18 protein-coding genes are annotated in these 22,648 nt (G+C 72.9%); 6 read left to right on the top strand and 12 right to left on the bottom strand.

The genetic code is table 11. The annotated features are described in order from the left end of the window. Positions 1-22 precede the first annotated feature (22 nt). Together ACZ4Z4_RS10470 and ACZ4Z4_RS10465 are read left to right on the top strand one after the other, a co-directional pair. Positions 23-1,333 (top strand): M28 family metallopeptidase, encoded by a 1,311-nt coding sequence (locus tag ACZ4Z4_RS10470; protein WP_468324990.1) that lies wholly within the window; start codon positions 23-25, stop codon positions 1,331-1,333. A 123-nt stretch (positions 1,334-1,456) separates the two neighbouring features. Continuing rightward, the gene (locus ACZ4Z4_RS10465; RefSeq protein ID WP_468324988.1) at positions 1,457-2,713 is read left to right on the top strand and encodes a hypothetical protein; all 1,257 of its coding nucleotides are present in this window, start codon (positions 1,457-1,459) and stop codon (positions 2,711-2,713) included. Between the two features lie 366 nt (positions 2,714-3,079). On the opposite strand, the gene ACZ4Z4_RS10460 is transcribed toward ACZ4Z4_RS10465, so the two are convergent. Next, entirely contained in the window at positions 3,080-5,611 is a 2,532-nt protein-coding gene (locus ACZ4Z4_RS10460) for a tetratricopeptide repeat protein (RefSeq protein WP_468324985.1), read from the bottom strand. 221 nt (positions 5,612-5,832) lie between these two features. Here ACZ4Z4_RS10460 and ACZ4Z4_RS10455 point away from each other — a divergent pair, with 221 nt between their 5' ends. Beyond that, positions 5,833-8,871, top strand: coding sequence for an AfsR/SARP family transcriptional regulator (locus ACZ4Z4_RS10455; RefSeq protein WP_468324982.1), 3,039 nt, complete (start codon positions 5,833-5,835; stop codon positions 8,869-8,871). Positions 8,872-9,240: 369 nt separating this feature from the next. Here the strand turns inward: ACZ4Z4_RS10455 and msrB are convergent, their stop codons facing one another. From msrB to ACZ4Z4_RS10435, 4 genes are all read right to left on the bottom strand, one after another. Beyond that, the gene (msrB, locus tag ACZ4Z4_RS10450) at positions 9,241-9,648 is read right to left on the bottom strand and encodes a peptide-methionine (R)-S-oxide reductase MsrB (protein WP_468324979.1); all 408 of its coding nucleotides are present in this window, start codon (positions 9,646-9,648) and stop codon (positions 9,241-9,243) included. A 13-nt stretch (positions 9,649-9,661) separates the two neighbouring features. Next, positions 9,662-11,065 (bottom strand): UDP-N-acetylmuramate--L-alanine ligase, encoded by a 1,404-nt coding sequence (gene murC, locus ACZ4Z4_RS10445; RefSeq protein ID WP_468324976.1) that lies wholly within the window; start codon positions 11,063-11,065, stop codon positions 9,662-9,664. Positions 11,066-11,155: 90 nt separating this feature from the next. After that, complete coding sequence (locus ACZ4Z4_RS10440; RefSeq protein ID WP_468324974.1) at positions 11,156-11,638, bottom strand: indole-3-glycerol phosphate synthase; 483 nt, start codon at positions 11,636-11,638, stop codon at positions 11,156-11,158. A 136-nt stretch (positions 11,639-11,774) separates the two neighbouring features. Then, positions 11,775-12,587, bottom strand: a complete 813-nt coding sequence (locus ACZ4Z4_RS10435; RefSeq protein ID WP_468324972.1) for a pyrimidine reductase family protein — start codon at positions 12,585-12,587, stop codon at positions 11,775-11,777. Positions 12,588-12,623: 36 nt separating this feature from the next. On the opposite strand from ACZ4Z4_RS10435, the gene zapE reads away from it, so the two are divergent. Together zapE and ACZ4Z4_RS10425 are read left to right on the top strand one after the other, a co-directional pair. Beyond that, positions 12,624-13,715, top strand: coding sequence for a cell division protein ZapE (gene zapE, locus ACZ4Z4_RS10430; protein ID WP_468324969.1), 1,092 nt, complete (start codon positions 12,624-12,626; stop codon positions 13,713-13,715). A gap of 148 nt (positions 13,716-13,863) precedes the next feature. Then, positions 13,864-15,225: an alkaline phosphatase PhoX gene (locus tag ACZ4Z4_RS10425; RefSeq protein ID WP_468324966.1), complete on the top strand. Its 1,362-nt coding sequence runs from the start codon at positions 13,864-13,866 to the stop codon at positions 15,223-15,225. 33 nt (positions 15,226-15,258) lie between these two features. Here ACZ4Z4_RS10425 and sph read toward each other — a convergent pair whose 3' ends face one another. Next, positions 15,259-16,245: a sphingomyelin phosphodiesterase gene (sph, locus tag ACZ4Z4_RS10420; RefSeq protein ID WP_468324964.1), complete on the bottom strand. Its 987-nt coding sequence runs from the start codon at positions 16,243-16,245 to the stop codon at positions 15,259-15,261. A gap of 333 nt (positions 16,246-16,578) precedes the next feature. Between sph and ACZ4Z4_RS10415 the strand changes: the two genes are divergently transcribed. Further along, a complete protein-coding gene (locus ACZ4Z4_RS10415; RefSeq protein ID WP_468324963.1) occupies positions 16,579-17,316 on the top strand; it encodes a class I SAM-dependent methyltransferase in 738 nt (245 codons plus the stop codon). On the opposite strand, the gene ACZ4Z4_RS10410 is transcribed toward ACZ4Z4_RS10415, so the two are convergent. The 6 genes from ACZ4Z4_RS10410 to ACZ4Z4_RS10385 all read right to left on the bottom strand — a co-directional run bounded on the left by ACZ4Z4_RS10410 (position 17,313) and on the right by ACZ4Z4_RS10385 (position 22,473). Continuing rightward, a complete protein-coding gene (locus ACZ4Z4_RS10410) occupies positions 17,313-18,371 on the bottom strand; it encodes a cytochrome P450 (protein WP_468324961.1) in 1,059 nt (352 codons plus the stop codon). The genes ACZ4Z4_RS10415 and ACZ4Z4_RS10410 overlap by 4 nt on opposite strands. 137 nt (positions 18,372-18,508) lie before the next feature. Further along, the gene (locus tag ACZ4Z4_RS10405; protein WP_223828759.1) at positions 18,509-18,589 is read right to left on the bottom strand and encodes a tryptorubin family RiPP precursor; all 81 of its coding nucleotides are present in this window, start codon (positions 18,587-18,589) and stop codon (positions 18,509-18,511) included. Positions 18,590-18,772: 183 nt separating this feature from the next. Then, positions 18,773-19,351 carry a TetR/AcrR family transcriptional regulator gene (locus tag ACZ4Z4_RS10400; protein ID WP_468324958.1) on the bottom strand — a complete coding sequence of 193 codons (579 nt, stop codon included), beginning with the start codon at positions 19,349-19,351 and terminating at the stop codon, positions 18,773-18,775. Positions 19,352-19,399: 48 nt separating this feature from the next. Beyond that, complete coding sequence (locus ACZ4Z4_RS10395; RefSeq protein ID WP_468324955.1) at positions 19,400-19,837, bottom strand: RidA family protein; 438 nt, start codon at positions 19,835-19,837, stop codon at positions 19,400-19,402. Continuing rightward, entirely contained in the window at positions 19,834-21,069 is a 1,236-nt protein-coding gene (locus tag ACZ4Z4_RS10390) for a Cmx/CmrA family chloramphenicol efflux MFS transporter (protein WP_468324953.1), read from the bottom strand. Before ACZ4Z4_RS10390 ends, ACZ4Z4_RS10395 begins: the two co-directional genes overlap by 4 nt. Before the next feature lie 162 nt (positions 21,070-21,231). Continuing rightward, positions 21,232-22,473 (bottom strand): methyltransferase, encoded by a 1,242-nt coding sequence (locus ACZ4Z4_RS10385; RefSeq protein WP_468324951.1) that lies wholly within the window; start codon positions 22,471-22,473, stop codon positions 21,232-21,234. Between the last annotated feature and the right edge of the window lie 175 nt (positions 22,474-22,648).

Genomic DNA, 22,648 nt, shown 5'->3' with positions numbered 1-22,648 from the left:
TGTTCGGAATACGGAGCCCCACATGAACCTCTTCAGACGTGCGGCCGTCGGTGCCGCCGCCCTGGCCATCGGCGGCCTGCTCGCCACCGCCGCCCCCGCCGTCGCCGCCCCCGCGGCCCCTTCGCCCACGCTCGCGGCGCCCGACATACCGCTCGCCAACGTCAAGGCGCACCTCTCCCAGTTCCAGTCCATAGCCTCGGCCAACGGCGGCAACCGCGCCCACGGACGCCCCGGCTACAAGGCCTCCCTCGACTACGTGAAGGCGAAGCTGGACGCGGCCGGATTCACCACCCGCATCCAGCAGTTCACCGCAAGCGGCGGCACCGGCTACAACCTGATCGCCGACTGGCCGGGCGGCGACGCGAACCAGGTCCTGATGGCGGGCGCGCACCTCGACAGCGTCTCGTCGGGCCCCGGCGTCAACGACAACGGCTCCGGCTCGGCCGGCGTCCTGGAGACCGCGCTCGCCGTCTCCCGCGCGCAGCTCAAACCGGCGAAGCACCTGCGGTTCGCCTGGTGGGGCGCCGAGGAGCTGGGCATGGTCGGCTCGCGGTACTACGTCAACAACCTGCCCGCCACGGACCGTTCGAAGGTCAGCGGCTATCTGAACTTCGACATGATCGGTTCGCCGAACCCGGGCTACTTCGTCTACGACGACGACCCCACGATCGAGAAGACGTTCAAGGACTTCTACGCGGGCCTGAACGTCCCCACGGAGATCGAGACCGACGGCGACGGCCGCTCCGACCACGCCCCGTTCAAGAACGTCGGCATCCCGGTCGGCGGTCTCTTCACCGGCGCCGAACGCGCCAAGTCCAGCGCGCAGGCGCAGAAGTGGGGCGGCACGGCGGGCCAGGCCTTCGACCGCTGCTACCACTCGTCCTGCGACACCACGTCGAACATCAGCGACACCGCCCTGGACCGCAACAGCGACGCCATCGCCCACGCGGTCTGGGCACTCGGCGCCGGCACGACGGTCCCGCCCGGTGACGCGTACGAGAACACCACGGACGTCGCCGTCCCGGACAACGGACCCGCGGTGACGTCCACGGTGGACGTGACCGGCCGCACCGGCAACGCCCCCGCCACGCTCAAGGTCGACGTCGACATCCGGCACACCTGGCGCGGCGACGTGGTCGTCGACCTGCTCGCACCCGACGGGACGGCGTACCGCCTGAAGAACTCCAGCGGCAACGACTCGGCGGACAACGTCATCGCGACGTACACGGTCGACGCGTCCAGCGAGCCGGCCAACGGCGCGTGGAAACTGCGCGTCCAGGACGTCGCCGCGCAGGACACGGGCTACATCAACAGCTGGAAGCTGACGTTCTGAGGCCCTGACCGCCCCTGTCTGCAAGGATCCCGCAAGCGTCGCGCAAGCTTTCCGCCCGCGCTCCGGGGCACCCCCGACCCGAAGCGTCCTGTCCATCAGGAGAACACCACACCGGGGGGCACCATGACGGTTGAGAGCAGAGCCATCGCGACGAAGCCGTTACCCGGATCCGGGGTCCGCCCCGGATCCGGGCACGACACGCAGTGGCTCACCCTGACCGACTGCAAGCGCGTCCTGTTCGTCGTGCACACCGAGGTGTACGGCGGCCGGCTGCGGGACCTGCTCCCGCTCCTGGAGTCGGACCTGCGGATCCAGACCCACTTCACGATCGCGCCCCACGCCTTCAACGCGGGGGCGGAGCGCGTGCTGCGCGCCCTGGGCGGCACGGTGCTGCCGTGGGAGGCGGCGCTGCGCACGGAGTTCGACCTCGTCCTCGCGGCCGGCTCCCAGGACGTCCACCGGCTGCGGGGCCCGCTGCTGCGGTTGCCGCACGGCGCGGGACACATCAAGCTCTCCCGCCTCACGGACGACCGCGACCCGGGCGCGCCCCGGACCGTCGGCGAGCTGGGGCGGCAGTATCTGACGCGGCACGGGAAGGTGGTGCCGAGGGCGCTGGCGCTCGCCCACCGCGAGGAGCTGGAAACCCTCGCCCGCACCTGCCCGGAGGCCCTGCCCGTCAGCGAGGTCGTGGGGGACGCCTGCCACGACCGGCTGGTGGCGAGCCTGCCGCTGCGCAGGCGGTACCGGGCGGCACTGGGGCTGCGCCGCGGACAGCGCCTGGTCCTCGTCTCCTCGACCTGGGGCCTCGGGTCGTCGTTCAACCGCCTGGACGCCCTGCTGCCCCGGCTCCTCACCGAGCTCGACCCCGCCCGCCACCTGGTCGCGGTCCTGGTGCACCCCAACGTCTGGTCGGGGCACGGCGACTGGCAGGTGCGGTCCTGGCTGGCCGCCGCCCGGCGCCGGGGCATCGTCGTCCTGCCGCCGGACACCGACTGGCGCGTGCCGCTGATCGCCGCCGACTGGGTGATCGGCGACCACGGCTCCGTCACGCTGTACGCCACGCTCACCCGCGCGGCCGTCCTGCTGGCCCGCTTCCCCGCCGCGGACGTCAACCCCGACTCACCCGCGGCCGAACTCGCCCGGGTCGCGCCCGCCCTCTCGCCCGCGCACCCGCTCGGCGAGCAGCTCGCCTACGCGCGGGCCGAGTACCCCGCCGCGGAGTACGCGCGGATCGGGCGGCGCATCTCGTCCGAGCCGGGCCGGTTCGCCCGCAACACACGGAAGTTGATGTACCGGCTCCTCGGGCTCGGCGAGCCCGCCTACGAGGCGTCGCTCCCGCCGCTGCCGGTCCCGGCGCCGCCCGGCGAGCTCCCGTCGTGACCGCGCTCACCGACCCCTACGACCCGGACGCACCGGACGGTCCGGTGGTCGTCTGCCTGGATTGCCGGGACAGCTGTGGTTGCTGCCGCGGGCGCTGCTGCCGCTGCCGTACGGGCGAGACGTGGCGGCAGTGCGCCGACGTGCTGTACGCGAGCCGTCCGCGTCCGTGCCGGGCGGCGGCGGCACTGGCCTCGCGCGCCCTGCGGCGCTACCCGGGGTGCGCGCTGGTGGTGGTGTGCCGGACGGAGGGCGGCTGGAGCCGTCACGCCCGCCGCCCGTTCCGCCCACCCGTAATCCGCCTGCATACACCGCCCATGACACACCGTGAGGTCACGCGGCTGCTGTGCGAGTGGTACGCGGAACTCATCACCCCGAGCCGGGACCTTGCAGCCGCTCCCGCACCCTCCGCACGTCAGGAGCGCTGACGGATGCGTAGCGGGCCAGGGACTGCTCGTACCAGTGCCTGGCCCGCTCCGGTTCTCCTCGCTCCTCGGCCGCCTCACCGAGCATCTCCAGTGCGCGCGCCTGCCAGTGCACGGAGCCCGTCGCCTCGAACTCGCCAACTGCCTGCGACAGTTGGGCCTCGGCCGACTCGACGGCGGACGCGTCGTCGCCCGCGCACCGCAGGGCGGCCTGCCCGAGGAAGGCCAGGGCGCGGGCGGCGTCGTACGGATCGTCCTCGGCCAGCAACTCCGCCCGCGCGGCGGCCAGCTGGGGCAGCGCCTCCTGGGGGCGCCCGTCGGCCAGTGCCACGTCTCCCAGGCAGATCCTGGTCAGGGCGGCACCGCGCCGGTAGCCGATCTCCTCGCGCAACGGCAGAGCGAGCCGGAAGTACCGGGTGGCCTCGGCGAGCCGTCCGGCCAGCCGGTGCGACTGCCCGAGGCCGTGCAGAGCCTGGGCCTCGGCCCGCCGGGCGGCCGTCCACGCGTCCTGGCGCGCGGGGTCCGCGCCCGGTGTCCGGGCACCCTCCAGTACGGCCAGCCTCTCCCGCGCCACCTCCAGCGCCCGGCCGAACCAGGCCACCGCTTCGTCGTGCCGGCCCGCGTTGCGCAGGCCGGTGCCGCCGGAGGTGAGCATCTGGCTCTCGGCCGCCCTGTCGCCGGCGCGGCGGGCCGCCGCGAGGCCGATCTCGTGGGCCTCGATCCACAGGTCGTACGGCCGCAAACGCAGGAAGAGCGGGAACATGGCGTCGGCGAGCATCCAGGCCGTGTCGTCCCAGCCGCGCTCCGCCGCGGTGCGCAGCGCCGCCATGAGGTGGGTGCGTTCGGCGTCGAGCCAGCGCAGGGCGCCGGGCGGGTCAGTGAACGGCGGTGGCTGCGCCGGGCATTGTGCGTAGCGGCGGGGCAGGATGCGGTGGCTGGGGGTCAGGAGGGATTCGGCCCCGGTCGCGGCGTACAGGTAGAAGTCGACGACGCGCCGCACCGCCGCGTCCGCATCGGCGGGCTCGTCGTGGTCGGCGGCCAGCTGGCCCGCGTGGGTCCTCACCAGGTCGTGGAAGCGGTACCGTCCGGCGCCGGTGCGCGGGTCGGGGCCGAGGTCCTCCAGGAGGTTCACCTCGGCCAGCTCGTCGAGGAGGTGGTCCGCCTCGTCGACGCGCAGGGCGCAGGCCGCCGCCGCGACCTCGGCGCTGAGCAGCGGCACGGGGGCGAGGCCCAGCGTGCGGTAGCCGCGGGCCTGTTCGGGCGGCAGGAGGCGGTACGACGTGTCGAGGGCGCCGCGCACCGCGTACTCCCCTTCCACGCGCAGCGCGTCGAGGGCGCCGCCTTGCCTGCCGTCCAGCGCTCCCGCCATCGCGGCCAGCGGCTGCCGGGGCCGGGCCGCCACGCGTGCCGCCGCGACACACACGGCGAGGGGCAGTCCCGCGCAGGCCCGGGCGACGGACAGCGCGGCCTCGGGCTCGCGGGAGACGCGGTCCGCGCCGATCCGGCGCCGGAGCAGCTCCACCGCCTCGTGGGTGGCGAGGACGTCCAGCGGATGGAAGGCGGCGCCGTCCATGCCGAGGCCGCTCAGGCGCCCGCGGCTCGTCACCGCCGTCAGCGCCAGCGCGCCGCCGGGCAGCAGGGGGCGGACCTGGGCCGCGCTCACCGCGTTGTCAAGCAGCACGGCGATGCGCGCCCCGGCGGTGGCCGACCGCCACAGCGCGGACTGCTCCCCGAGGTCCGCGGGGACCCGGTCCTCGCCGACGGCCCGCAGGAGCTGCCCGAGGAGTTCGCCGGGGCGCGCGGGGTCGCCGTCGGAGTGGCCGCGCAGGTCGGCGTAGAACTGTCCGTCAGGGAAGGCGTCGGTGAGGCCGAGCAGCCAGCGGCGTGCCAGCGTGGTCTTGCCGACGCCCGCGGGGCCGCTGATGACCGCGAGCACCGGCCCGTCCGGTGACGTCGCGGCCGTCCTGTCGAGCGCGGCCAGCTCCCGCTCGCGGTTGGTGAAGTGGGCGGGTACGGCGGGGATCTGGCGGGGCACGGCACGCGCCCGTGCCGTGTCGGGGGCCGCCGCGGAGTGGATGTGGACTCCGCCGTGGACGCCGTGGGCCTGGACGACCGTTCCGTGCACGCGGGCGTCCCCGCCTACGGTGTTGGCGACGTCCGTCGGGGCGTTGGTGACGTGCGTCGGGGCGGTGGCGGCGTCCGTCGGGGTGGCGGCCAGTGCGGCGCCGAGCCAGGACCGGAGCTCCCCGGCCAGTCCGGGCCGGTGCGCGGCCTGTTCGGCCAGGGCGAGAGCGAGGGCCCGGATCAGCTCTCCGCTGTCGGCGCCGGCCCGCGGGGACGCCCACGCGCGGGCGAGTTCGGCCGTCGCGGCGTCCGCCCGGGCGCGCACGGTGTCCAGGAGGGCGCGGGCCACGGCGGGCCGGGCGGCAGCCAGCGCCAGGGCGGCCCGCACTTCCGAGGCCGTCACTGGATCCATCGCCCGCCCTTTCCCCGTATCTCTCCCGTCGCGCCTGCGTCCTACCCGTCCGCCGTTCCCGTCAGACCGAACTCCGCGCATAGAAGAGTGTTTGGGGAGTGTTCACGTCAAAACAAGCCAATGAAGTGAACCATCTAGCGCCACTATTTGAACGATATTGACATCATGCGATTCTTTGACGCCTATTCAGAACACAGGCCGACCGGCGGACGGAGGCACTGGTGGAGATCGGAATTCGCGTCCTCGGAAACGTCGCGCTGGAACACGACGGCCGTCTCGATCTTCTCGGCTCCGCGAAAGAACGCCTGGTCCTCGCGGCCCTCGCCCTCGACGCGGGCCGGCCGGTCCCCCTGGACACCCTGATCCACCGCCTGTGGGAGGACACCCCGCCCGCCAAGCCACGAGCGGGCCTGCACACCTACGCCGCCCGGATCCGCCGCCGCCTCCGCGCCACCGGCGGCGACGGACCGCTCGTGCAGCGGGCCCACACATATCTGCTCGACATCCGCCCCGAGCAGGTCGACTGCCACCGCTTCGAGCAGCTCGCCGCCCGTGCCCGCACCCTGGCCGACGACGCCGACGACGGCGCCGCCCTCGACCTGCTGCGGGAAGCGGCCGCCCTCTGGCACGGCGAGCCGCTGGCCGGGCTGAGCGGCCTCTGGGCGGAGAGCGTCCGCGCGACCCTGGTGCAGAAGCAGCTGGCCGCCCACCTGACCCGGTTCGGGATCGAACTCCGCAGGGGCCGTTTCGCCGAGCTCGTGCCCGACGTGGCCGCGCTCCTCGACCGGCACCCCGGCGACGAGACACTGGCCGCCCAGCTCATGACCGCGACGTACGGCTGCGGCCGGCAGGCCGACGCCCTCCAGGTGTACGAGACCGTCCGCCGCCACCTCCGCGAACACCTCGGCGCCGACCCCGGCGAAGCGCTCGTACGCCTGCACCGCGCCGTCCTGACCAGGGCCCCACTGAGTGAGCTGCTCCCCCGTGAGGAACCGCGCGTCGCCACCCCGCACACCCTGCCGCGACACGCCGAACTCGTCGGCCGGCAGGCGGAGCTGACGGCCATCACCCGGGCGGCGGGCAGGGCGGCGGACCGCTCGTCCGGCACCGTGATCGCCTTGCAGGCCATCTCCGGCATGGCCGGCGTCGGCAAGACGCTGCTGGCCCTGCACGCGGCCCGCGGCCTCGAACCGCTCTTCCCCGACGGCCAGCTCCACCTCGACCTGCGCGCCCACTCACCCGGCCAGGAACCCCTCTCCACCCGGGCCGCCCTCACGGCGCTGCTGCGGATGCTGGGCATCGCGCCCGGCGACCTGCCCGACGACCTCGACGACCTCGGCGGCCTGTGGCGCACCCTGCTCAGCCGCCGCCGCGCCGTCATCGTCCTGGACGACGTGGCCGACCCCGACCACCTGCGGCCGCTGCTGCCCGGCCCTTCGCCCTCACTGATGATCGTCACCAGCCGGCGCAGGCTCTCCGGGCTCCCCGGTGTCCGCCCTGTCCTGCTCGACGTACTCCCCGAGGACGACGCCGTCGCCCTGTTCCGCGAGCTGGCCGACGACCCCCGCGCCACCCCGGACCGCGAGGTCACCGCCATCGTGCGGCTCTGCGGGCGCCTGCCCCTCGCGATCGAGCTCGCCGCCCGGCGCCTGGCCTCCCGCCCCTCCTGGACGGCCGGCCATCTGCTGCACCGGCTCACCCACGGCCACGGCAGACTGCGGGAAATCCGGGACGGTACGCAGGAGATGGCGCGCGCATTCGAGGTCTCGTACCACACACTCGGCGCCGAAGAGAGAGCGGTTTTCCGCATTCTCGGCCTGCAACTCGGCCCGGATTATGACGCATTCACGACGGCCGCCCTTGCGGATCTCCCGCTCGACCGTACGGAGCGTGTTCTCGAAGGCCTCCTCGACGCCCACCTCATCCAGGAACCGGTGCCCGAGCGATACACGACTCACGATCTTCTCGGCGAATACTCGCGCATGCTGGCGTCCTCCGAACTGGCAGCCGTCGAACGGGAACAGGCACTCCACCGACTGATCGATTTCTACGTACAGGCATCCGACGCGGCGGACCGGCTGATCGCCCCGCGCCGCCCGCGCCCCACCCTTTCCCGGCACGCTTCCGCCCACCGGAAACCCGTGTGGCACAGCCCGGCCGACGCCCGGCGCTGGCTGGCGGCGGAGTGCTCGGCGCTCATCGCGGCCGAGCGCCACTGCCGGGCCAACGGCCGGCCGCACGAGGCGGCGCTGCTCGCCGACTCGCTGGCGGGCTTCCTCCACGAGGAGAGGTACTCGGCCCGCACCCAGGACATGCACCTGGCGGCCGCGGCCCACTGGCGCGCCGCGGGCGAGCCGGCGGCCGAGGTGTACGCGCTGATCAACCAGGCCGCCGCGCTGTCCCGCAGCGGCCACTACGACCGGGCCCTCGTCGCCCTCGGGCGGGCCCTCGGCACGGCCCGGGGCATCGACGACACCACGGTGGCCGAGGTGCGGCACGCCCGGGGCGTCCTGCGGTGGAACCTCGGCCGCCTGCCGGAGGCGCTCGCCGACCAGCAGGAGGCCCTGGCGCTGCGCACCCGCGCGGGCGACCCCTGGCAGATCGCCCGCTCGGAGAACAACCTCGGCATCACCCACCTCTACCTCGGCGATTTCAAGGTCGCCGACGAGCACTTCCACTCCGCGCTCATGAGATTCCGTTCGGTGGGCGACACCCACGAAGAGGCACACGTACTCAACAATTTGTCGGATCTCAGCCTCCGCATCGGAAAGAGAGAATCCGCACGGCACCTTCTGCAACAGGCCCGCAATATACTCGCGACATCGGGGACGACCGCGGAACACGCCATGGCACAGGTCAATCTGGCGAACACCATGGATGCGTCGGAAGAACTCGATGAAATGCTCAGCCTCTACCAGGATTCATTGACCTCGTTCCGCCGCCTCGGCGACCGGCGCAATGCGTCGATAACGCTGCACGGAATGGGCGACGCACTGTATTCGGCGGGCCGCTTCCGCGAGGCGGCCGAGCAGCACACGCGCGCCCTCGAACTGGCCAGGTCCATCGGCGCCACCCACGAGGAGGCCCAGGCCCTGCACGGGCTGGGAGCGGCGGAGCACCGCCTTGGCCGGGCGGCTTCGGCGGCCGCCCACCTCGCCGCGGCCGTGGCCGCCGCGGAGCGCTCGGGCGCGGCGGCGGAGGCGGCCCAGGCGCGGGCCGCTCTCGCCGAGGTCGAGGCGGAATTCTCCGTTCCGGATTAACCCCGGAAAAGCGGATGGGAAAGTTCAACATTTGCCTTGCGCCACGCGCCGCCGCTGCGGAAAGATCCCGGCGGGGCAGCGAAATTCTCCTGCCCCGTCCTACCCTTCAGTAATGGAGAACGTCGACGCATGGCACGAAAGCACTTCGCGGGACGCGTGACGACCCCGCGTTCCCGGGCGGTTCCGGTTATCACCCTAGCCGTGGGAGCACTAATCTGCATGCCCTCTGCATTTAAACTCGCCGGGGAAGCCGCCAAGGGCCCCGCCCAGACCGCGACCGCGACTCCCCACCCGGGAGACCTTCGCGCCTGACGGCGATCCGGCACGGCGACGGAGACCCCGCCGCCGTGCCCCCTCCCGAAGAGAGGCTCAGCTCTCGTCCGGCGTCAGCCGGAGCGAGATGCTGTTGATGCAGTACCGCTGGTCCGTCGGGGTCGGATACCCCTCACCCTCGAACACGTGCCCGAGATGCGACCCGCACCGGGCGCACCGCACCTCCGTGCGGACCATCCCGTGCGAGGTGTCCTGGAGCAGTTCGACCGCGTCCGTGTCCTTGGGGTCGAAGAAACTCGGCCAGCCGCAGTGCGACTCGAACTTCTCCGACGAGGTGAACAGCTCCGCGCCGCAGGCGCGACAGGAGTAGACGCCCTTCGTCTTGGTGTCCGTGTACTCACCGACGAAGGCGGGTTCCGTGCCGGCCTGGCGCAGCACCGCGTACTCCGACGGGGTCAGCTCCGCCCGCCACTGCTCGTCCGGCTTCTCGACGTCGTACGCCATGGGTGGCTTCCCCTTACTTCGACAGCTCGGCCAGGATCTGCGGGCCGAGGTCCGTGACGTCGCCCGCTCCCATGGTGAGAACGAGATCACCGGGCTTCGCCATTCCCGCGATCATCCGCACGGCCTCCGCCTTGTCCGGCGCGGCCACGACCTCGGCGCCCGCCTCACGGGCGGCGTCGATGATCAGGGCGCTGGTGACGCCGGGGATCGGGTCCTCGCGCGCCGGGTAGATGTCGAGGACCACCGAGGAGTCGGCGAGGGCGAGGGCCTGGCCCATCTCCGTGCCCAGCTCCTGGGTGCGGGAGAAGAGGTGGGGCTGGAAGAGGACGAGGATGCGGGAGTCGCCCGCGGCGGAGCGCATCGCCTCCAGGTCGGCCGTCATCTCCGTCGGGTGGTGTGCGTAGGAGTCGATGACCTGGACGCCCGCCGCCTCGCCCTTGAGCTGGAGGCGGCGCTTGACGCCGGTGTACGACTTCAGGGCGCCCGCGAGGTTCCGGGACGGGATGCCGAGCGCGATGCCCGCCGCGAGGGCGGCGACCGCGTTGTTCGCGTAGTGACGGCCGGGCACCGAGACCGTGAAGGTCAGCAGCTTGCCGTCGAGGAGGACGGTGACCTCGCTGGTCAGGCCGCGCGCGGTGATCTTGTGGATGCGCAGGTCGGCGCCCTCGGACTCGCCGTACGTGACGACCTTGAGCTGTCCGAGGTCCCGGACGCGCTGGGTCAGCTCCACCGCGCCCGGCTGATCCGCCGAGATCACCAGCGTGCCGCCGGGGACGATCCGGCCGGCGAAGATCTCGAAGGATTCGTAGATCTCGTCCATCGACGCGTAGTTGGCGTGGTGGTCGAGCTCCACGTTGAGGACGATGGCGACCTCGGGCGCGTACTTGTGGAAGCTGCGGTCGCTTTCGTCGGCCTCGGCGACGAAGATGTCGCCCTCGCCGTGCAGCGCGTTCGACCCCGGCACGTCCAGGTCGCCGCCGATCGCGTACGACGGGGCGAGGCCGAGGGTGGCGAGGGTGACGGCCAGCATCGACGTCGTGGTCGTCTTGCCGTGCGTACCCGCCACCGCGATCGGGCGGCGGCCGTCCATCAGCGCCGCCAGGGCGTCCGAGCGGTGCACGACCGGGATGTCCAGCTCGGCGGCGCGGGCCAGCTCGGGGTTGTCCGCGCGGATGGCGGAGGAGACGACGACGCAGGTCGCGTCGGACGCGAGGTGCGCGGCGTCGTGCCCGATGTGGACGGTGACGCCGAGCGCGCGCAGGGCCTCGGCGGTGGCGGACTCGCGGGCGTCGCTGCCCGCGACCTTGGCGCCGCGCTGGGCCAGGATCTTCGCGATGCCCGACATGCCGGCGCCGCCGATGCCGATGAAGTGCGGTCGGTCCATGTCGGCCATGGACTGGGGCAGGCCGGGTGCCATGCGTGTGTCTCCCCTGGTGTTACGACGACTGAGCAGGCCCCAGCCTATGGCCTCGCGCGGCCAGCGACGCCCGAGGCACCCGGCTGCCGGCTACGCCTCGTCGGCCGGGCTGTGCGAGAACAGCTTCAGGACCGGCACGCCCACCTTGTGGCGCGCCCGTGAGGCCCAGTCACGGTGGAAGAACTCCTCCACGTAGTGCGGGTCGGTCAGGACGATCACCTCGTCGGCGTCGGCGTCCTCGACCAGGGTCTTGAGCGCGTCCAGCGGGTGGTCCTCGATGAGCCGCCCCTGGGCCGCGCAGCCCGCCGCGCGCAGCGCGGTCAGCGAGACCCGCAGCGCCTGCTCGCCGGGGCCCGTCGCGTCCTCGCCCTCCGGGGTCTCGCCCTCGCGCGCCGCCTCGTCCAGCTCGCCGAGGGCGACGTCGTCGATGGCCCGCAGCAGACGGTCCGCCTGATCGCCCCTGGGCTGGAGCAGTACGTGGAAGGCGACCGGCTCGTCCCCGTGCAGGGTGGTGACGAACTCCACGTCGGCGGAGGTCAGGGCCTTCTCGATCATCAATACGCTTGTGAACACGCCAGGCGCCCTTCTCATCCGTGGGCCTCGCACCGTGAGGCCCTTGCGGAAACCATCCTGCCCCGTGGCCGCACGGGGTCTGCGAGATCTAGTGTGCCCAGCCGAAGCCAAACGGAACGGCTGATTCCGCTGATTGTCAGGTTCGACGGTATCGAGTGAAGAGGAACCCGGCCTCCTCCAGCACGGACGCCAGCGCGAAGCGCGCCGGCACCTGGAGAGCGGACCCGCCGGCGATCCGCTGGGCGTCCCCCGCCGTGAGCATCGGGGACACCGTCAGACAGAGCTCGTCCAGCACCCCGGCGGCCACGAACTGCCCGAGGAGGCGGGGCCCGCCCTCCGTGAGCAGCCTGGTCAGCCCCCGCTCGGCCAGCGCGGGCGCCACCCGCTCCGGCTCCACGGTCGCGCCCGCACCGGCGATCACCACGACGGCGCCCGCCTTCTCCGCCGCGGCGATCCGGTCGGCGGGCGCGGAGGCGCCGGTCAGCAGGAGCGTGGGCGTCACCGGGGCGGTGAAGAGCGGAAGCGAGAAGTCCAGGTCGAGACCGGCGCTGACGACCGCGATGGCGGGCGCCGCCGACTGCCCGGCCGCCGCCCTGTGCCGCTCGAAGACCGCACGTGCTTTCGCCGGGCGATATCCCTCCTTGCGGACGGTCTCGGCGCCGACGACCACGGCGTCGGCGAGGCTGCGCAGGGTGCCGAAGATCCGCATGTCGGTGGCGCCGGAGATGGGGTGGGCGCGGCCGTCGTGGTGGGCCGCGCCGTCGAGGGTGGACACCATGTTGGCGCGCAGCCAGGTCGTCTCCCCCTCGGGGTAGGCGTAGGCGTCGGCCAGCTCGTCGAGGCTCCACTCCCGGTCGGCCGTCTCGTCGGCCGCGGTGGACCCCCGGCCCGCCGTCCGGTCTGCCGTCTGGTCTGCTGTCTGGTCGGTCACAGGGAACAGGCGTCGCATGTCCGCAGTCTTGCACGCCCCTTAAGCTGGGGAACCGTGTCGTCCTCCTCCGCCGCCTCCGGGCACCGCCCCATGGCCGAAGTGGCTCCGCTGTCCCTGTGCGCCCGTGAGCCCCACGTCCCGGCAGACCGTCTGGTCGCCGAGATGGTGCCGCCGCCGCGCTTCGACTCGGTCCGCTTCGATACGTACATTCCGGACCCGAACCAGCCGAGCCAGACCGAGGCCGTCCGCGTCCTCAGCGGCTTCGCGGCGGGGCTCGGCGGGGCGCACGCCTCCGGCTCCGGCCGCAGGCGCTGGTTCCAGAAGAAGGCCGCCGCCCCCGCGGGCCCGCGCGGCATCTACCTCGACGGTGGCTACGGCGTCGGCAAGACCCACCTCCTCGCCTCCCTCTGGCACGCGGCGCCCGCCGCGCCCGAGCAGAAGGCGTTCGGCACCTTCGTCGAGCTCACGAACCTGGTCGGCGCGCTCGGCTTCCAGCAGACCGTGCGCACCCTCAGCGGTCACCGGCTGCTCTGCATCGACGAGTTCGAGCTCGACGACCCGGGCGACACGGTCCTGGTCTCCTCGCTGCTCTCCAAGCTCGTCGAGCAGGGCGTGGCGCTCGCCGCGACCTCGAACACGCTGCCGGGCAAGCTCGGCGAGGGCCGGTTCGCGGCCACGGACTTCATGCGGGAGATCCAGGGCCTGTCGTCCCACTTCAAGGCGTTGCGGATCGACGGCGAGGACTACCGCCACCGGGGCCTTCCGGAGGCCCCCGCTCCGTACTCGGAGGAGGAGGTCACCAAGGCGGCGTACGCGACCGACGGTGCCTCGCTCGACGACTTCCCGCACCTGCTCGCGCACCTGGCCAAGGTCCACCCGAGCCGGTACGGCGCGCTGACGGACGGCCTCGCCGCCGTCTGCCTCACCGACGTGACGCCGGTGCCGGACCAGTCGACCGCGCTGCGTCTTGTGGTGCTCGCCGACCGGCTGTACGACCGAGAGGTACCGGTGCTCGCCTCCGGTGTGCCCTTCGACCGGCTCTTCAGCGAGGACATGCTGAACGGCGGATACCGGAAGAAGTACTTCCGGGCCATCTCGCGGCTCACGGCGCTCGCACGGGACGCGAAGGGACTCGTGGGCGAGTAGCCCCTCCCCCGGTCTCTCCGGCGGGGACGCGGGACGGCGCGCGCAGTCGGCACGTGAAACGGAAGCTACGCGCGTGGTTCCCGTGCACCAGGGCGCGTGGTACACACATCCGGTCATATTCCTGTCCGCCAGCAGGAGGTCGCCCAGCATGTCTGCCACTCGACGTCAGGTTCTCGCCCGTACCGGTGCCCTGGGCGCCGGGATCGCCTTCACCGGCGCTCTGTCGGAACTCTTCGCGGGCACCGCGGCCGCGCACGGGAAGACCGGCTACGGCCCGCTCGTCCCCGACCCCAAGGGTCTGCTCGATCTGCCGAAAGGTTTCCGCTACCAGGTCCTCTCGCGCGAGGGCGAGCCCCTGCGGTCGGGTGAGGGCAGAGTGCCCAGCAACCACGACGGCATGGCCGCCTTCCGGGGCAGGAATGGCGGCGTCCATCTCGTGCGCAACCACGAGAACCGCGTCACCGGCAGGATCGGCGTGCCGACCGTCGAGGGGCTGACCTACGACCCGGCGGCCAAGGGCGGCTGTACGGCGCTCGCGCTCGACCGGAGGGACAAGGTCCTGGACGAGCGCGTCGCGATCGCCGGGACCGCCGTCAACTGCGCGGGCGGGCCCACCCCTTGGGGCACCTGGCTCACCTGCGAGGAGACCGAGGACAAGGCCGGCACGAACGGCTACACCAAGGACCACGGCTTCGTCTTCGAGGTCGACCCGGTGGACCCGCGGCGCACCGGCGCGGTGCCGCTGACCGCGATGGGCCGCTTCCAGCACGAGGCCGTCGCCGTCGACCCGAAGCGCGGCGTCATCTATGAGACCGAGGACGCCTTCGAGAAGCCCTTCGGCCTGTTCTACCGCTTCCTGCCCGAGAAGCCGGGGGGCGGCCGCGGTTCGCTGCGCGCGGGCGGCAGGCTCCAGGCCATGCGGGTGCCCGGCGTGGCCGACCTGTCCTCGATCCAGGAGACGGGCGCGGCCTTCCACGGCATCGAGTGGGTCGACGTGCCGGACCCGCTGGCCGCCCGGACCCCCATCCGCCACCAGGACTTCGGCAAGAAGGGCATCACCCACGCGCAGAAGCTGGAGGGCTGCTACTGGGGCGGCTCGTCCGTCTACTTCGTGTCGTCCTTCGCGCGCAGCGGCGACGGCTCGGCGGCCGACCACTTCGGGCAGATCTGGCGGTACGACCCGTCAGGCCGACGCCTCACCCTCGTCGTCGTCTTCGGCCCGCGCACCGACATCCAGCTGCCGGGCGAGTCACCCGACAACATCTGCCTCGCGCCCAGCGGCGGCCTGTTGGTGTGCGAGGACGGCGACGGCGCCCAGCACGTGTACGGCGTCACCCGGAGCGGCGAGGTCTACGCGGTGGCCCGCAACCGCCAGACCATCGGCACGCCCGAGGAGCCCGCGTGGGGCGAGTTCGCGGGCGTCACCTTCTCCCCCGACCACCAGACGATGTACGTGAACTGCTACACGCCCGGCACGACGTTCGCGGTGAGGGGCCCCTGGCACAAGTGACGGGCCCCTGGCGCAAGTAGCGGGCCCTTTCCCTTAGTACGCCGTCACGGGGTAGTGGTCCGACAGGTTCGTGTACGTGTACTCCTTGCCCCAGCTGGTGACCTTCCAGGGCGCGCTCTGCTCCTTGATCACCTCGTTGTGCCACGTGGCGGGCCGGGCGTGGCCCTTGCGGTGGAGGACGTGATCCAGGTCCTCGCGCGGGTCGGTGGGGTAACGCTCGGCGGCGATCGAGTTGTCGCGGGTGTCGAAGGAGTACGGGTGGCCGGTGCGGTCGTCGGCGGGGGCGAGGCCCCCGTCGGCGAGCATCGAGGCGTACTCGGAGCTGTGCGAGTCGACGTTGAAGTCGCCCGCCACGATGACCTGTTCGCCGGCGGGGATGTTCTTGGCGTCCAGGAAGGCGTCCATCTCCTTGAACTGCTTCGCGCGGGTGGCCGCCGCCTCGCCGCTGCCGCAGCCGGGGTCGGTGGACTGGGCGTGCGTGCCGACGACGTGCGCCTTGGTGCCGTTCACGTCCAGTACGGCGTAGACGAAGCCCTTGTTGGAGTAGGAGTCGGAGCCGCACGCGTCCTTGTAGACGTACTGCTCCTTGCGTACGACGGGCCACTTGCTCAGGACCGTCACTCCGCCGTCCTCCGGCGTCACCGAGGAGTAGGCACCTCCGGTGGCGTCCCAGCCGCTCCTGCTCCGGCCCATCACGGGGGTCTGGTGCGGATAGCGGGCGGCCGCGTTGGCCTTCAGCGCGTCGGACGACGAGTTGTCGAACGCCTCTTGCAGCACGACGACGTCCTGGCCCCGGAAGAACTCGGCGGCGGGTATCGCCTTGGCGCGGTGGTCCTGGCCCCAGTTCGGGTAGAGCGACTTGCTGAACAGGAAGGCGTTGTACGTGAGCACCTTGAGCGAGGGAGGAGCGGCGGAGGCGTCGGCGGCGGTCGCGGACGGGGCGACGGCGGCGAGCGTGGTGGCGGCGAGCACGGAGGTGATTGCGGCGGCCCGGGTCCTGCGCGGCGCTGTGTGCGGCACGGTGACTCCTGTGAGTGTGGGGGTGGTTGCCGGGGTGACGGGTGGTGCGGGTGCTGCCCTTGTTCGGGAGCTCGAACATCCAAGCAGCTGGGATTACTTCTGGGGATACGTCGCGTGAACAAGTGACCCCGCCGTGGCGCCGAAAGGCCCCTGGAGGACCTCCCGAGGGTGCGCGGACGCCTTTTGGGACGCCGGGCGGGGGACGCGCCAACCATCCGCGCACCGACTCCGCAAACCCCCGCGCACGCCCGCCGCGAGACACCTTCCACTCCCCACTGACCTGCGGTTTCGTCAGGCCGACGCCTACAATTGCCCTCTCGGGAAGGGGACTTGATGGACCGCGGCATCCGCACGATCGACGACGTGATGAGACTCCTGGACGGCCTGTTCGAGCCGGCGGCCGACCGCTGGACGGCCGACGGGGCGAGCTGGTGGGACGGCTTCTACGCGGACCGCGCCAAGCCGGTGCCGTTCTTCGCGGCCGAGCCGGACGAAAACCTCGTCTCGTACGCCGAGCGGGGCCTCATCGCCCCGGGCCGCGCCCTCGACCTGGGCTGCGGCCCCGGGCGCAACGCGCTGCGCCTCGCCGCCCTCGGCCACGAGGTGGACGCCGTCGACCTGTCGCCCGCCGCGCTCGACTGGGCCGCGGAGCGGGCCCGCGAGGCGGGCGCCGACATCCGCTTCCACCGCGGTGACGCCTTCGCGCTCGCGGAGACCGAACTGGCGGGCCCGTACGACCTGATCTACGACTCGGGGTGCTTCCACCACCTGCCGCCGCACCGCCGCGTCAGCTACCTCGCCCTCCTGGACCGCGCCCTGGCGCCCGGCGGCCACTTCGCCCTCACCTGCTTCGCGGCCGGCGCCGGGGGCATGGGGTCCGAGCTGTCCGACGCGGACTTCTACCGGCAGGCCCGGCTGCACGGCGGCCTCGCGTACACACCGGATTCGCTCCGCGCGATCTTCTCCGGCCTGACGGAGGTCGAGCTGCGCAGGATGCGGGACGAGCCGTCGGATTCGGGGCTCTTCGGTGAGCCCTTCCTCTGGACGGCCCTGTTCCGGCGCGAGGGCTAGTCCTGGCGTCCCGGCCGGACGAGCCGCACCTTGTCGACGCCGAGCAGCCCCGCGAGCGGCACCTTGGCGGTGGTCTGCCGGGGGTCGACCGTCGCCCCGTCGGCGCGCAGGACGTCGAGCAGCATCCCGGCCAGCGGCATCACCATGTGCCGCCCCCAGCAGCGTTCGGAGGCGTGGCCGAAGGGCAGGTAGCCGGGGTGGTCGTCGGGGTCGAGGGCGGCCCAGCGCTCGGGGCGGAACTCCTCCGGGTCGTCCCAGAGCTCCGGGTCCCGGTGGCTGAGCAGCGGCAGCAGCAGGACGTCGTCGCCGGCGCCGATGCGGTCGTCGAGGGCGGGGTACTCGGGGGACGCGTTCCGCAGGATGTTCCAGGACGGCGGGAGCAGCCGCATGGACTCGTACAGGATGTGCTCGTTCGGCGTCTCGTCGTCGAAGGGCGCCCCCAGCCAGTACGCGTTGGCGACGAGCGTGGAGACGGTGAAGCAGACGGGCGCGGCGGCACGCCGGTACAGGCCCATGGCGTAGCGGCGGTCGCCGTAGGTGGTGGCGTCCGCGGTCAGGCCCGCGATGCTCGTGACGGGTGCGCCCGGCCGGAGGCGGCGCGGCAGGGCGGCGCCGGTGGCGATGACCGTCCAGGTCAGCTTGGGCGTCAGCTCCAGGGTGCGGTCCATGAGGATGCGCAGCCGGTACGGGTCGGCGCCGAGTATCAGCTCGCGCAGGTGGACGTGGCCGACGTGCGGCCACTCCCCGGTGAGGTCGATGGTGCCCGGCAGCGGCTTCTTCAGCGCCGCCCGCACGTCGCGGCCGATGGCCCGCATGACGGTGGACGCCTCGGTGCGCGGGATGGAGCGCCCGTGGAGCGGCTTGAAGGTGGGGCGTTCGCGTTCGGTGGCGGGTCGCGCGGCGAGGATCTGGTCGGTGAGTGCGGCCCCGGCGACGCCGACCGTGTCGGCGTCGAGGCGGAACACGTCCTGGCCGAGGTGGTCGCGCAGCAGGGCGTGGAGTCGCGGGGTGAAGACGGTGGTCCGCGCGAGCCGGTCGGTACCGGATGTGGACATCGGAGATCTCCAGGAGCGGGAGGCCCGCGCCCGGTGGCCGCGTCGGGGTGCGGCACACCGGGCACGGGTCTCAACGGCGCATTACGTCCCTACGGGATGCGCATCCGCGCGGGATGCGCGCGGGTGACCGGCTCGGTCTAGTACCAGTGGTACCAGGCGTAGGCCTTGAGGCTCTTCTCGCCGGTGATCTTCTTCTTGAGGGAGCGGACAACCTTCATGTGCGTACCTCCGGTCGATTCCGTCGGGCGCAGGCCCGAACAGGGGCGACATGGACTCGTGGAGCGTCGCCGCACCCGATCAACATCCGGTAAACGGACGGGTGGTGCGCGTGAGCGGGACGTGAGTGCGCCGCGAGATCACCTGCCGTGAGGTCGTCTGCCGCGGAGTCGCCCGCCGTGCGGTCAGAGGTCGGCCAGCGCCCCGTCCACCGTGGCGAGCAGCGTCTCGCGGTCGTCCTGCACGCGGCTGAGGACGCGCAGGCCGTAGTACGTGCTCTGCACGCGGCGCGCCACGGTCCTCGCGTCGCCGGTGGACCGGATCTCGCCCGCGCGCCGCCCCTCCTCCACGACGGCGCACAGCTCGTCCTCGACCCGGTCGAAGCTGCGCCGCACCGCCTCCCTGACCTCCGGGTCGAGCCCGGCGGCCTCGACGGCCGCGTTGATGGCGAAGCAGCCGCGCGCGCCCGCCTCGTCGAGGTCGGCGTCGACGGCGTGGACCATCATGGCGCGCAGCCGCGCCTTGGCCGGACCTGCCCCGCGCAGGATCTCGACCTGCTCGGCGGTGGCGGTGTCGTGGTAGCGCCGGAGGGCGCGGAGATAGAGCTGCCGCTTGCCGCCGAAGGTGTTGTAGAGGCTCGAAGGGCCCAGACCCGTGCTGTCGCACAGATCGCGCGTCGAGGTGCCCTCGTACCCGTGGCGCCAGAACGTCTCCATGGCCGCGGTGACGACCCGGTCCTCGTTGAACTCTCGTGGTCTGGCCATGCGCCCACGGTAGACGTTTTGGAACGTGCTTACAAAACAGGGGCTATGTCACTTGCCGTCGGTGCCCACGACACCCACGGCCTCGATCTCGATCAGCCACGCGGGGTCGGCGAGCGCGGCGACCTGCACGAAGCTCTCCGCGGGAGGCGGCGTGCCGTAGAACTCCGCGCGGAGCGGGGCGAAGGCGTCCTGGTGCGCGACGTCCGTGACGAAGACCGTCACCTTGACCATGCGGTCGGGGCCGGAGCCCGCGTGGGCCAGGACGGTGGACAGGTTGGCGAGCGCGCGCCGCGCCTGCGCCTCGAAGTCGCCGGCGCCCACGGTGCGTCCGTGCTCGTCCACGGGGGCCTGCCCCGAGGTGAAGACGAGGTCGCCGACGCGGACGCCGAGCGAGATGCCCGCCGACTCGTACCAGTCGGGGTCCGCGGTGACGCGGATGCGGGCGGGGGCGTGCGGGGTGTGGTCCTGGTGTTCGGTGGTGGTCATGCCTCTGCCTTCGCGGTGTCGTGAGCGGTCGTGGTCGTACGGTGTCCCGGCGGCGGCAGCTCTGCCCGCGCCGCCCTCTGCGGGTGCGCGGCCCTCTGGAGGCGCGCCGCCCACAGCACGCCCGCCGCCCCCATGGCGGCCAGCGCGGCGCCGACCCAGGCCACCGAGGCGTAGCCGTGCCCAGCGTCGATGGCCAGGCCGCCGAGCAGCGGGGCGACGGTGTTGCCGACGTTGAACGCGGCCGTGTTGGTGGCGCCGACCAGCGTCGGCGCGCCCGGCGCGAGGGTGAACACCCGTGACTGCAAGGCCGGGTTGGTGACGTAGCCGACGAGGCCGAGCAGGAAGACCAGGGCGATCACCATGGCCGTCACGTGCGCCGTCAGCGCGAGCAGCGCGGAGAAGACGGCGAGCGCGCCGAGCCCGAGGCCGAGCGTGCCGAGGGGACGCGCCTGGCCGGTGCGTCCGCCGATCGCGATGCCCGCCATGCCGCCGACGCCGAACAGCGCGAGGACCACGGGCACCCACCCCTCGGAGACCCCGCTCACCTCGGTGAGCAGCGCCCCCAGATAGCTGAAGGTGACGATGACCGCGCCGAAGGCGAAGGCGGTGACGGCGTACGAGAGCCACAGCTGCGGCCGCGCCATGGCCCGCAGTTCGGCGCGGACCGAGGGGCGGGCGTCCGTGCCGCGGCCGCCGGGGACGGCGAGCAGCGTGCCGACCAGGCTCACCACGGTGGCCGCGGCCACCGCCCAGAACGCGGCGCGCCAGCCGGCGAACTGGCTCAGGACCGTGCCCGCGGGCACACCCACGACGGTGGCGAGCGTGAGTCCGCCCGCGAGAACGGCGACTGCCCGCGCCTTGGCGTCCGCGGGCACGAGCGCCACCGCGGTGGCCACGGCGACGCCCCAGTACCCGGCGTAGGCGAGGGCGCTGACCACGCGTGTCACGAACAGGACGGCGTAGCCGGGCGCGAGGGCGCCGACGACGTGGGCCACGACGAAGGCCGCCTGGAGGCAGACGAGAGCCGTGCGGCGCGGCCAGTGGAGCGTGGCGACGGCGAGCAGGGGCGCGCCGACGACCATGCCGACCGCGAAGGCCGAGATGAGCAGCCCGGCGTCGGGGACGGAGACGCCCAGGTCCTCGGCCATGCCCGGCAGCAGGCCGGAGAGCATGAACTCCGAGGTGCCCTGGGTGAAGATGCCCAGCCCGACGATGTACACCGCAAGCGGCATGGCAGCGGCCCTCCCGGTCGCAGGCAGCCGCCCCCCGCTTTTGGAGCGACCGCTTCAGAACTGACGAGTGGTGACGCTAGCACGTTCTGAAGCAGTTGCTTCAAAAGGGTTGCTTCGAGGGTCGGCCCACTCAGCCGGCCGACCCGGCGAGGTCGGGTCAGGTCACGCCGGAGTCAGCCGCCACAGCGAGGTCACCTCGGCCGCGCGGGCGGCGTGCAGGGGGTCGCCGGCGTCCGCGGCGCGCGGATGGCGCGGCGCGATGTCATGGCGGTCGACCACCCGCAGCCCGGCCGCGTCGAAGGCCGCCAACAGGTCGTCGCGCGTGCGGAGTCCGAGGTGTTCGGCCAGGTCGGAGAGGATGAGCCAGCCCTCCCCCGCGGGCTCCAGATGCTCGGTGAGCCCGTCCAGGAAGCCGCGCAGCATCGCGCCGCCCGGGTCGTACACGCCCTGCTCGACGGCGGAGGTCGGCCGGGCGGGCAGCCACGGCGGGTTGCAGACCACGAGCGTGGCGCGGCCCGCCGGGAAGAGGCCCGTGTCGACGACCTCCACCCGCCCCGCGAGCCCGAGCCGTTCGACGTTGTCCCGTGCGCAGGCGAGGGCGCGCGGGTTGATGTCGGTGGCCACCACGCGGTCGACGCCCCGGCGGGCGAGGACGGCCGCGAGCACGCCGGTGCCGGTGCCGATGTCGAACGCCGTACGCCGCGGGGGCGCACCCCGCCCGTCCGCACCCTGCTCGGCCGCGCCGGGCAGCGGAGCCTGCGCCACCAGGTCGACGTACTCGCCCCTGACCGGGGAGAACACGCCGTAGTGCGGGTGGATCCGGTCGTCGAGAGCGGGCACGTGCACCCCCTTGGTCCGCCACTCGTGGGCGCCGATCACGCCCAGGAGTTCGCGCAGGGAGACCACCATCGGCCCGTCGGGCGGTCCGTACGCCTCGTGGCAGGCGGCACGCACGTCGGGCGCCCGGCGCAGTGCCAGGCCGTGGTCGTCCTCCAGGCGTACGAGCAGCATGCCGAGCACGCGGGCGCGGTGGCCGCGGGCGCGGCGGTGCAGGTGGAAGGAGTCGGCGACCGAGGCGCCGGACGCGGCCGCCCCGCCCTGGGCCGCCGCCTTGCCCCGAGCGGCCCCCTTGCCCCGCCCGGCCGCCTTCCGGTCCACGCGGCGGCCCAGGGCGCTCAGTAGCTGCCGGGCACCGTGGAAGTCGCCGCGCCACAGCAGAGCGGTGCCCTCGCAGACGAGCCGGTAGGCCACGTCGGCCTTGGTCCGGTCGTCGGCGACGACGACCCGGCGGGGCGCCGGGGCACCGCTCTCGGAGTGCCAGCGGGCATCCTGAACGGGAGCGTCCGGGTCGGCGCCCGTGCCGGGGCCGGTGGGGTCGTTCTCGGTCCACTCGATGCGGGGCATCAAGGACTCCTTGTGGTCGCGGGGCGCTGGGGCACGTAGAGCGCTGCGACGCGGGAGACCTTCAGGGTCTACCGGGCGTACCGACGTACCGGTCGAACTGGTCGTACCGAAGACGAGGATATCCCGGGCCAGGGCTTTCACCGGGCCCTGGACCGGACCGGACGGACCGGACCGG

Source organism: Streptomyces sp. NPDC030245, assembly GCF_055572995.1.
The sequence above is the reverse complement of the archived record's forward strand: the minus strand, read 5'-3'. Positions and strand labels throughout refer to the sequence as shown.

Coding starts and splice junctions, on each gene's coding strand:
- ACZ4Z4_RS10390 (WP_468324953.1), bottom strand. CDS start 21,069: ATGCCGCTTGCGGTGTACATCGTCGGGCTGGGCATCTTCACCCAGGGC.
- ACZ4Z4_RS10415 (WP_468324963.1), top strand. CDS start 16,579: ATGGACCGCGGCATCCGCACGATCGACGACGTGATGAGACTCCTGGAC.
- ACZ4Z4_RS10470 (WP_468324990.1), top strand. CDS start 23: ATGAACCTCTTCAGACGTGCGGCCGTCGGTGCCGCCGCCCTGGCCATC.
- ACZ4Z4_RS10465 (WP_468324988.1), top strand. CDS start 1,457: ATGACGGTTGAGAGCAGAGCCATCGCGACGAAGCCGTTACCCGGATCC.
- ACZ4Z4_RS10410 (WP_468324961.1), bottom strand. CDS start 18,371: ATGTCCACATCCGGTACCGACCGGCTCGCGCGGACCACCGTCTTCACC.
- msrB (WP_468324979.1), bottom strand. CDS start 9,648: ATGGCGTACGACGTCGAGAAGCCGGACGAGCAGTGGCGGGCGGAGCTG.
- ACZ4Z4_RS10425 (WP_468324966.1), top strand. CDS start 13,864: ATGTCTGCCACTCGACGTCAGGTTCTCGCCCGTACCGGTGCCCTGGGC.
- murC (WP_468324976.1), bottom strand. CDS start 11,065: ATGGCACCCGGCCTGCCCCAGTCCATGGCCGACATGGACCGACCGCAC.
- ACZ4Z4_RS10405 (WP_223828759.1), bottom strand. CDS start 18,589: ATGAAGGTTGTCCGCTCCCTCAAGAAGAAGATCACCGGCGAGAAGAGC.
- ACZ4Z4_RS10395 (WP_468324955.1), bottom strand. CDS start 19,837: ATGACCACCACCGAACACCAGGACCACACCCCGCACGCCCCCGCCCGC.
- ACZ4Z4_RS10400 (WP_468324958.1), bottom strand. CDS start 19,351: ATGGCCAGACCACGAGAGTTCAACGAGGACCGGGTCGTCACCGCGGCC.
- ACZ4Z4_RS10460 (WP_468324985.1), bottom strand. CDS start 5,611: ATGGATCCAGTGACGGCCTCGGAAGTGCGGGCCGCCCTGGCGCTGGCT.
- ACZ4Z4_RS10385 (WP_468324951.1), bottom strand. CDS start 22,473: ATGCCCCGCATCGAGTGGACCGAGAACGACCCCACCGGCCCCGGCACG.
- ACZ4Z4_RS10435 (WP_468324972.1), bottom strand. CDS start 12,587: ATGCGACGCCTGTTCCCTGTGACCGACCAGACAGCAGACCAGACGGCA.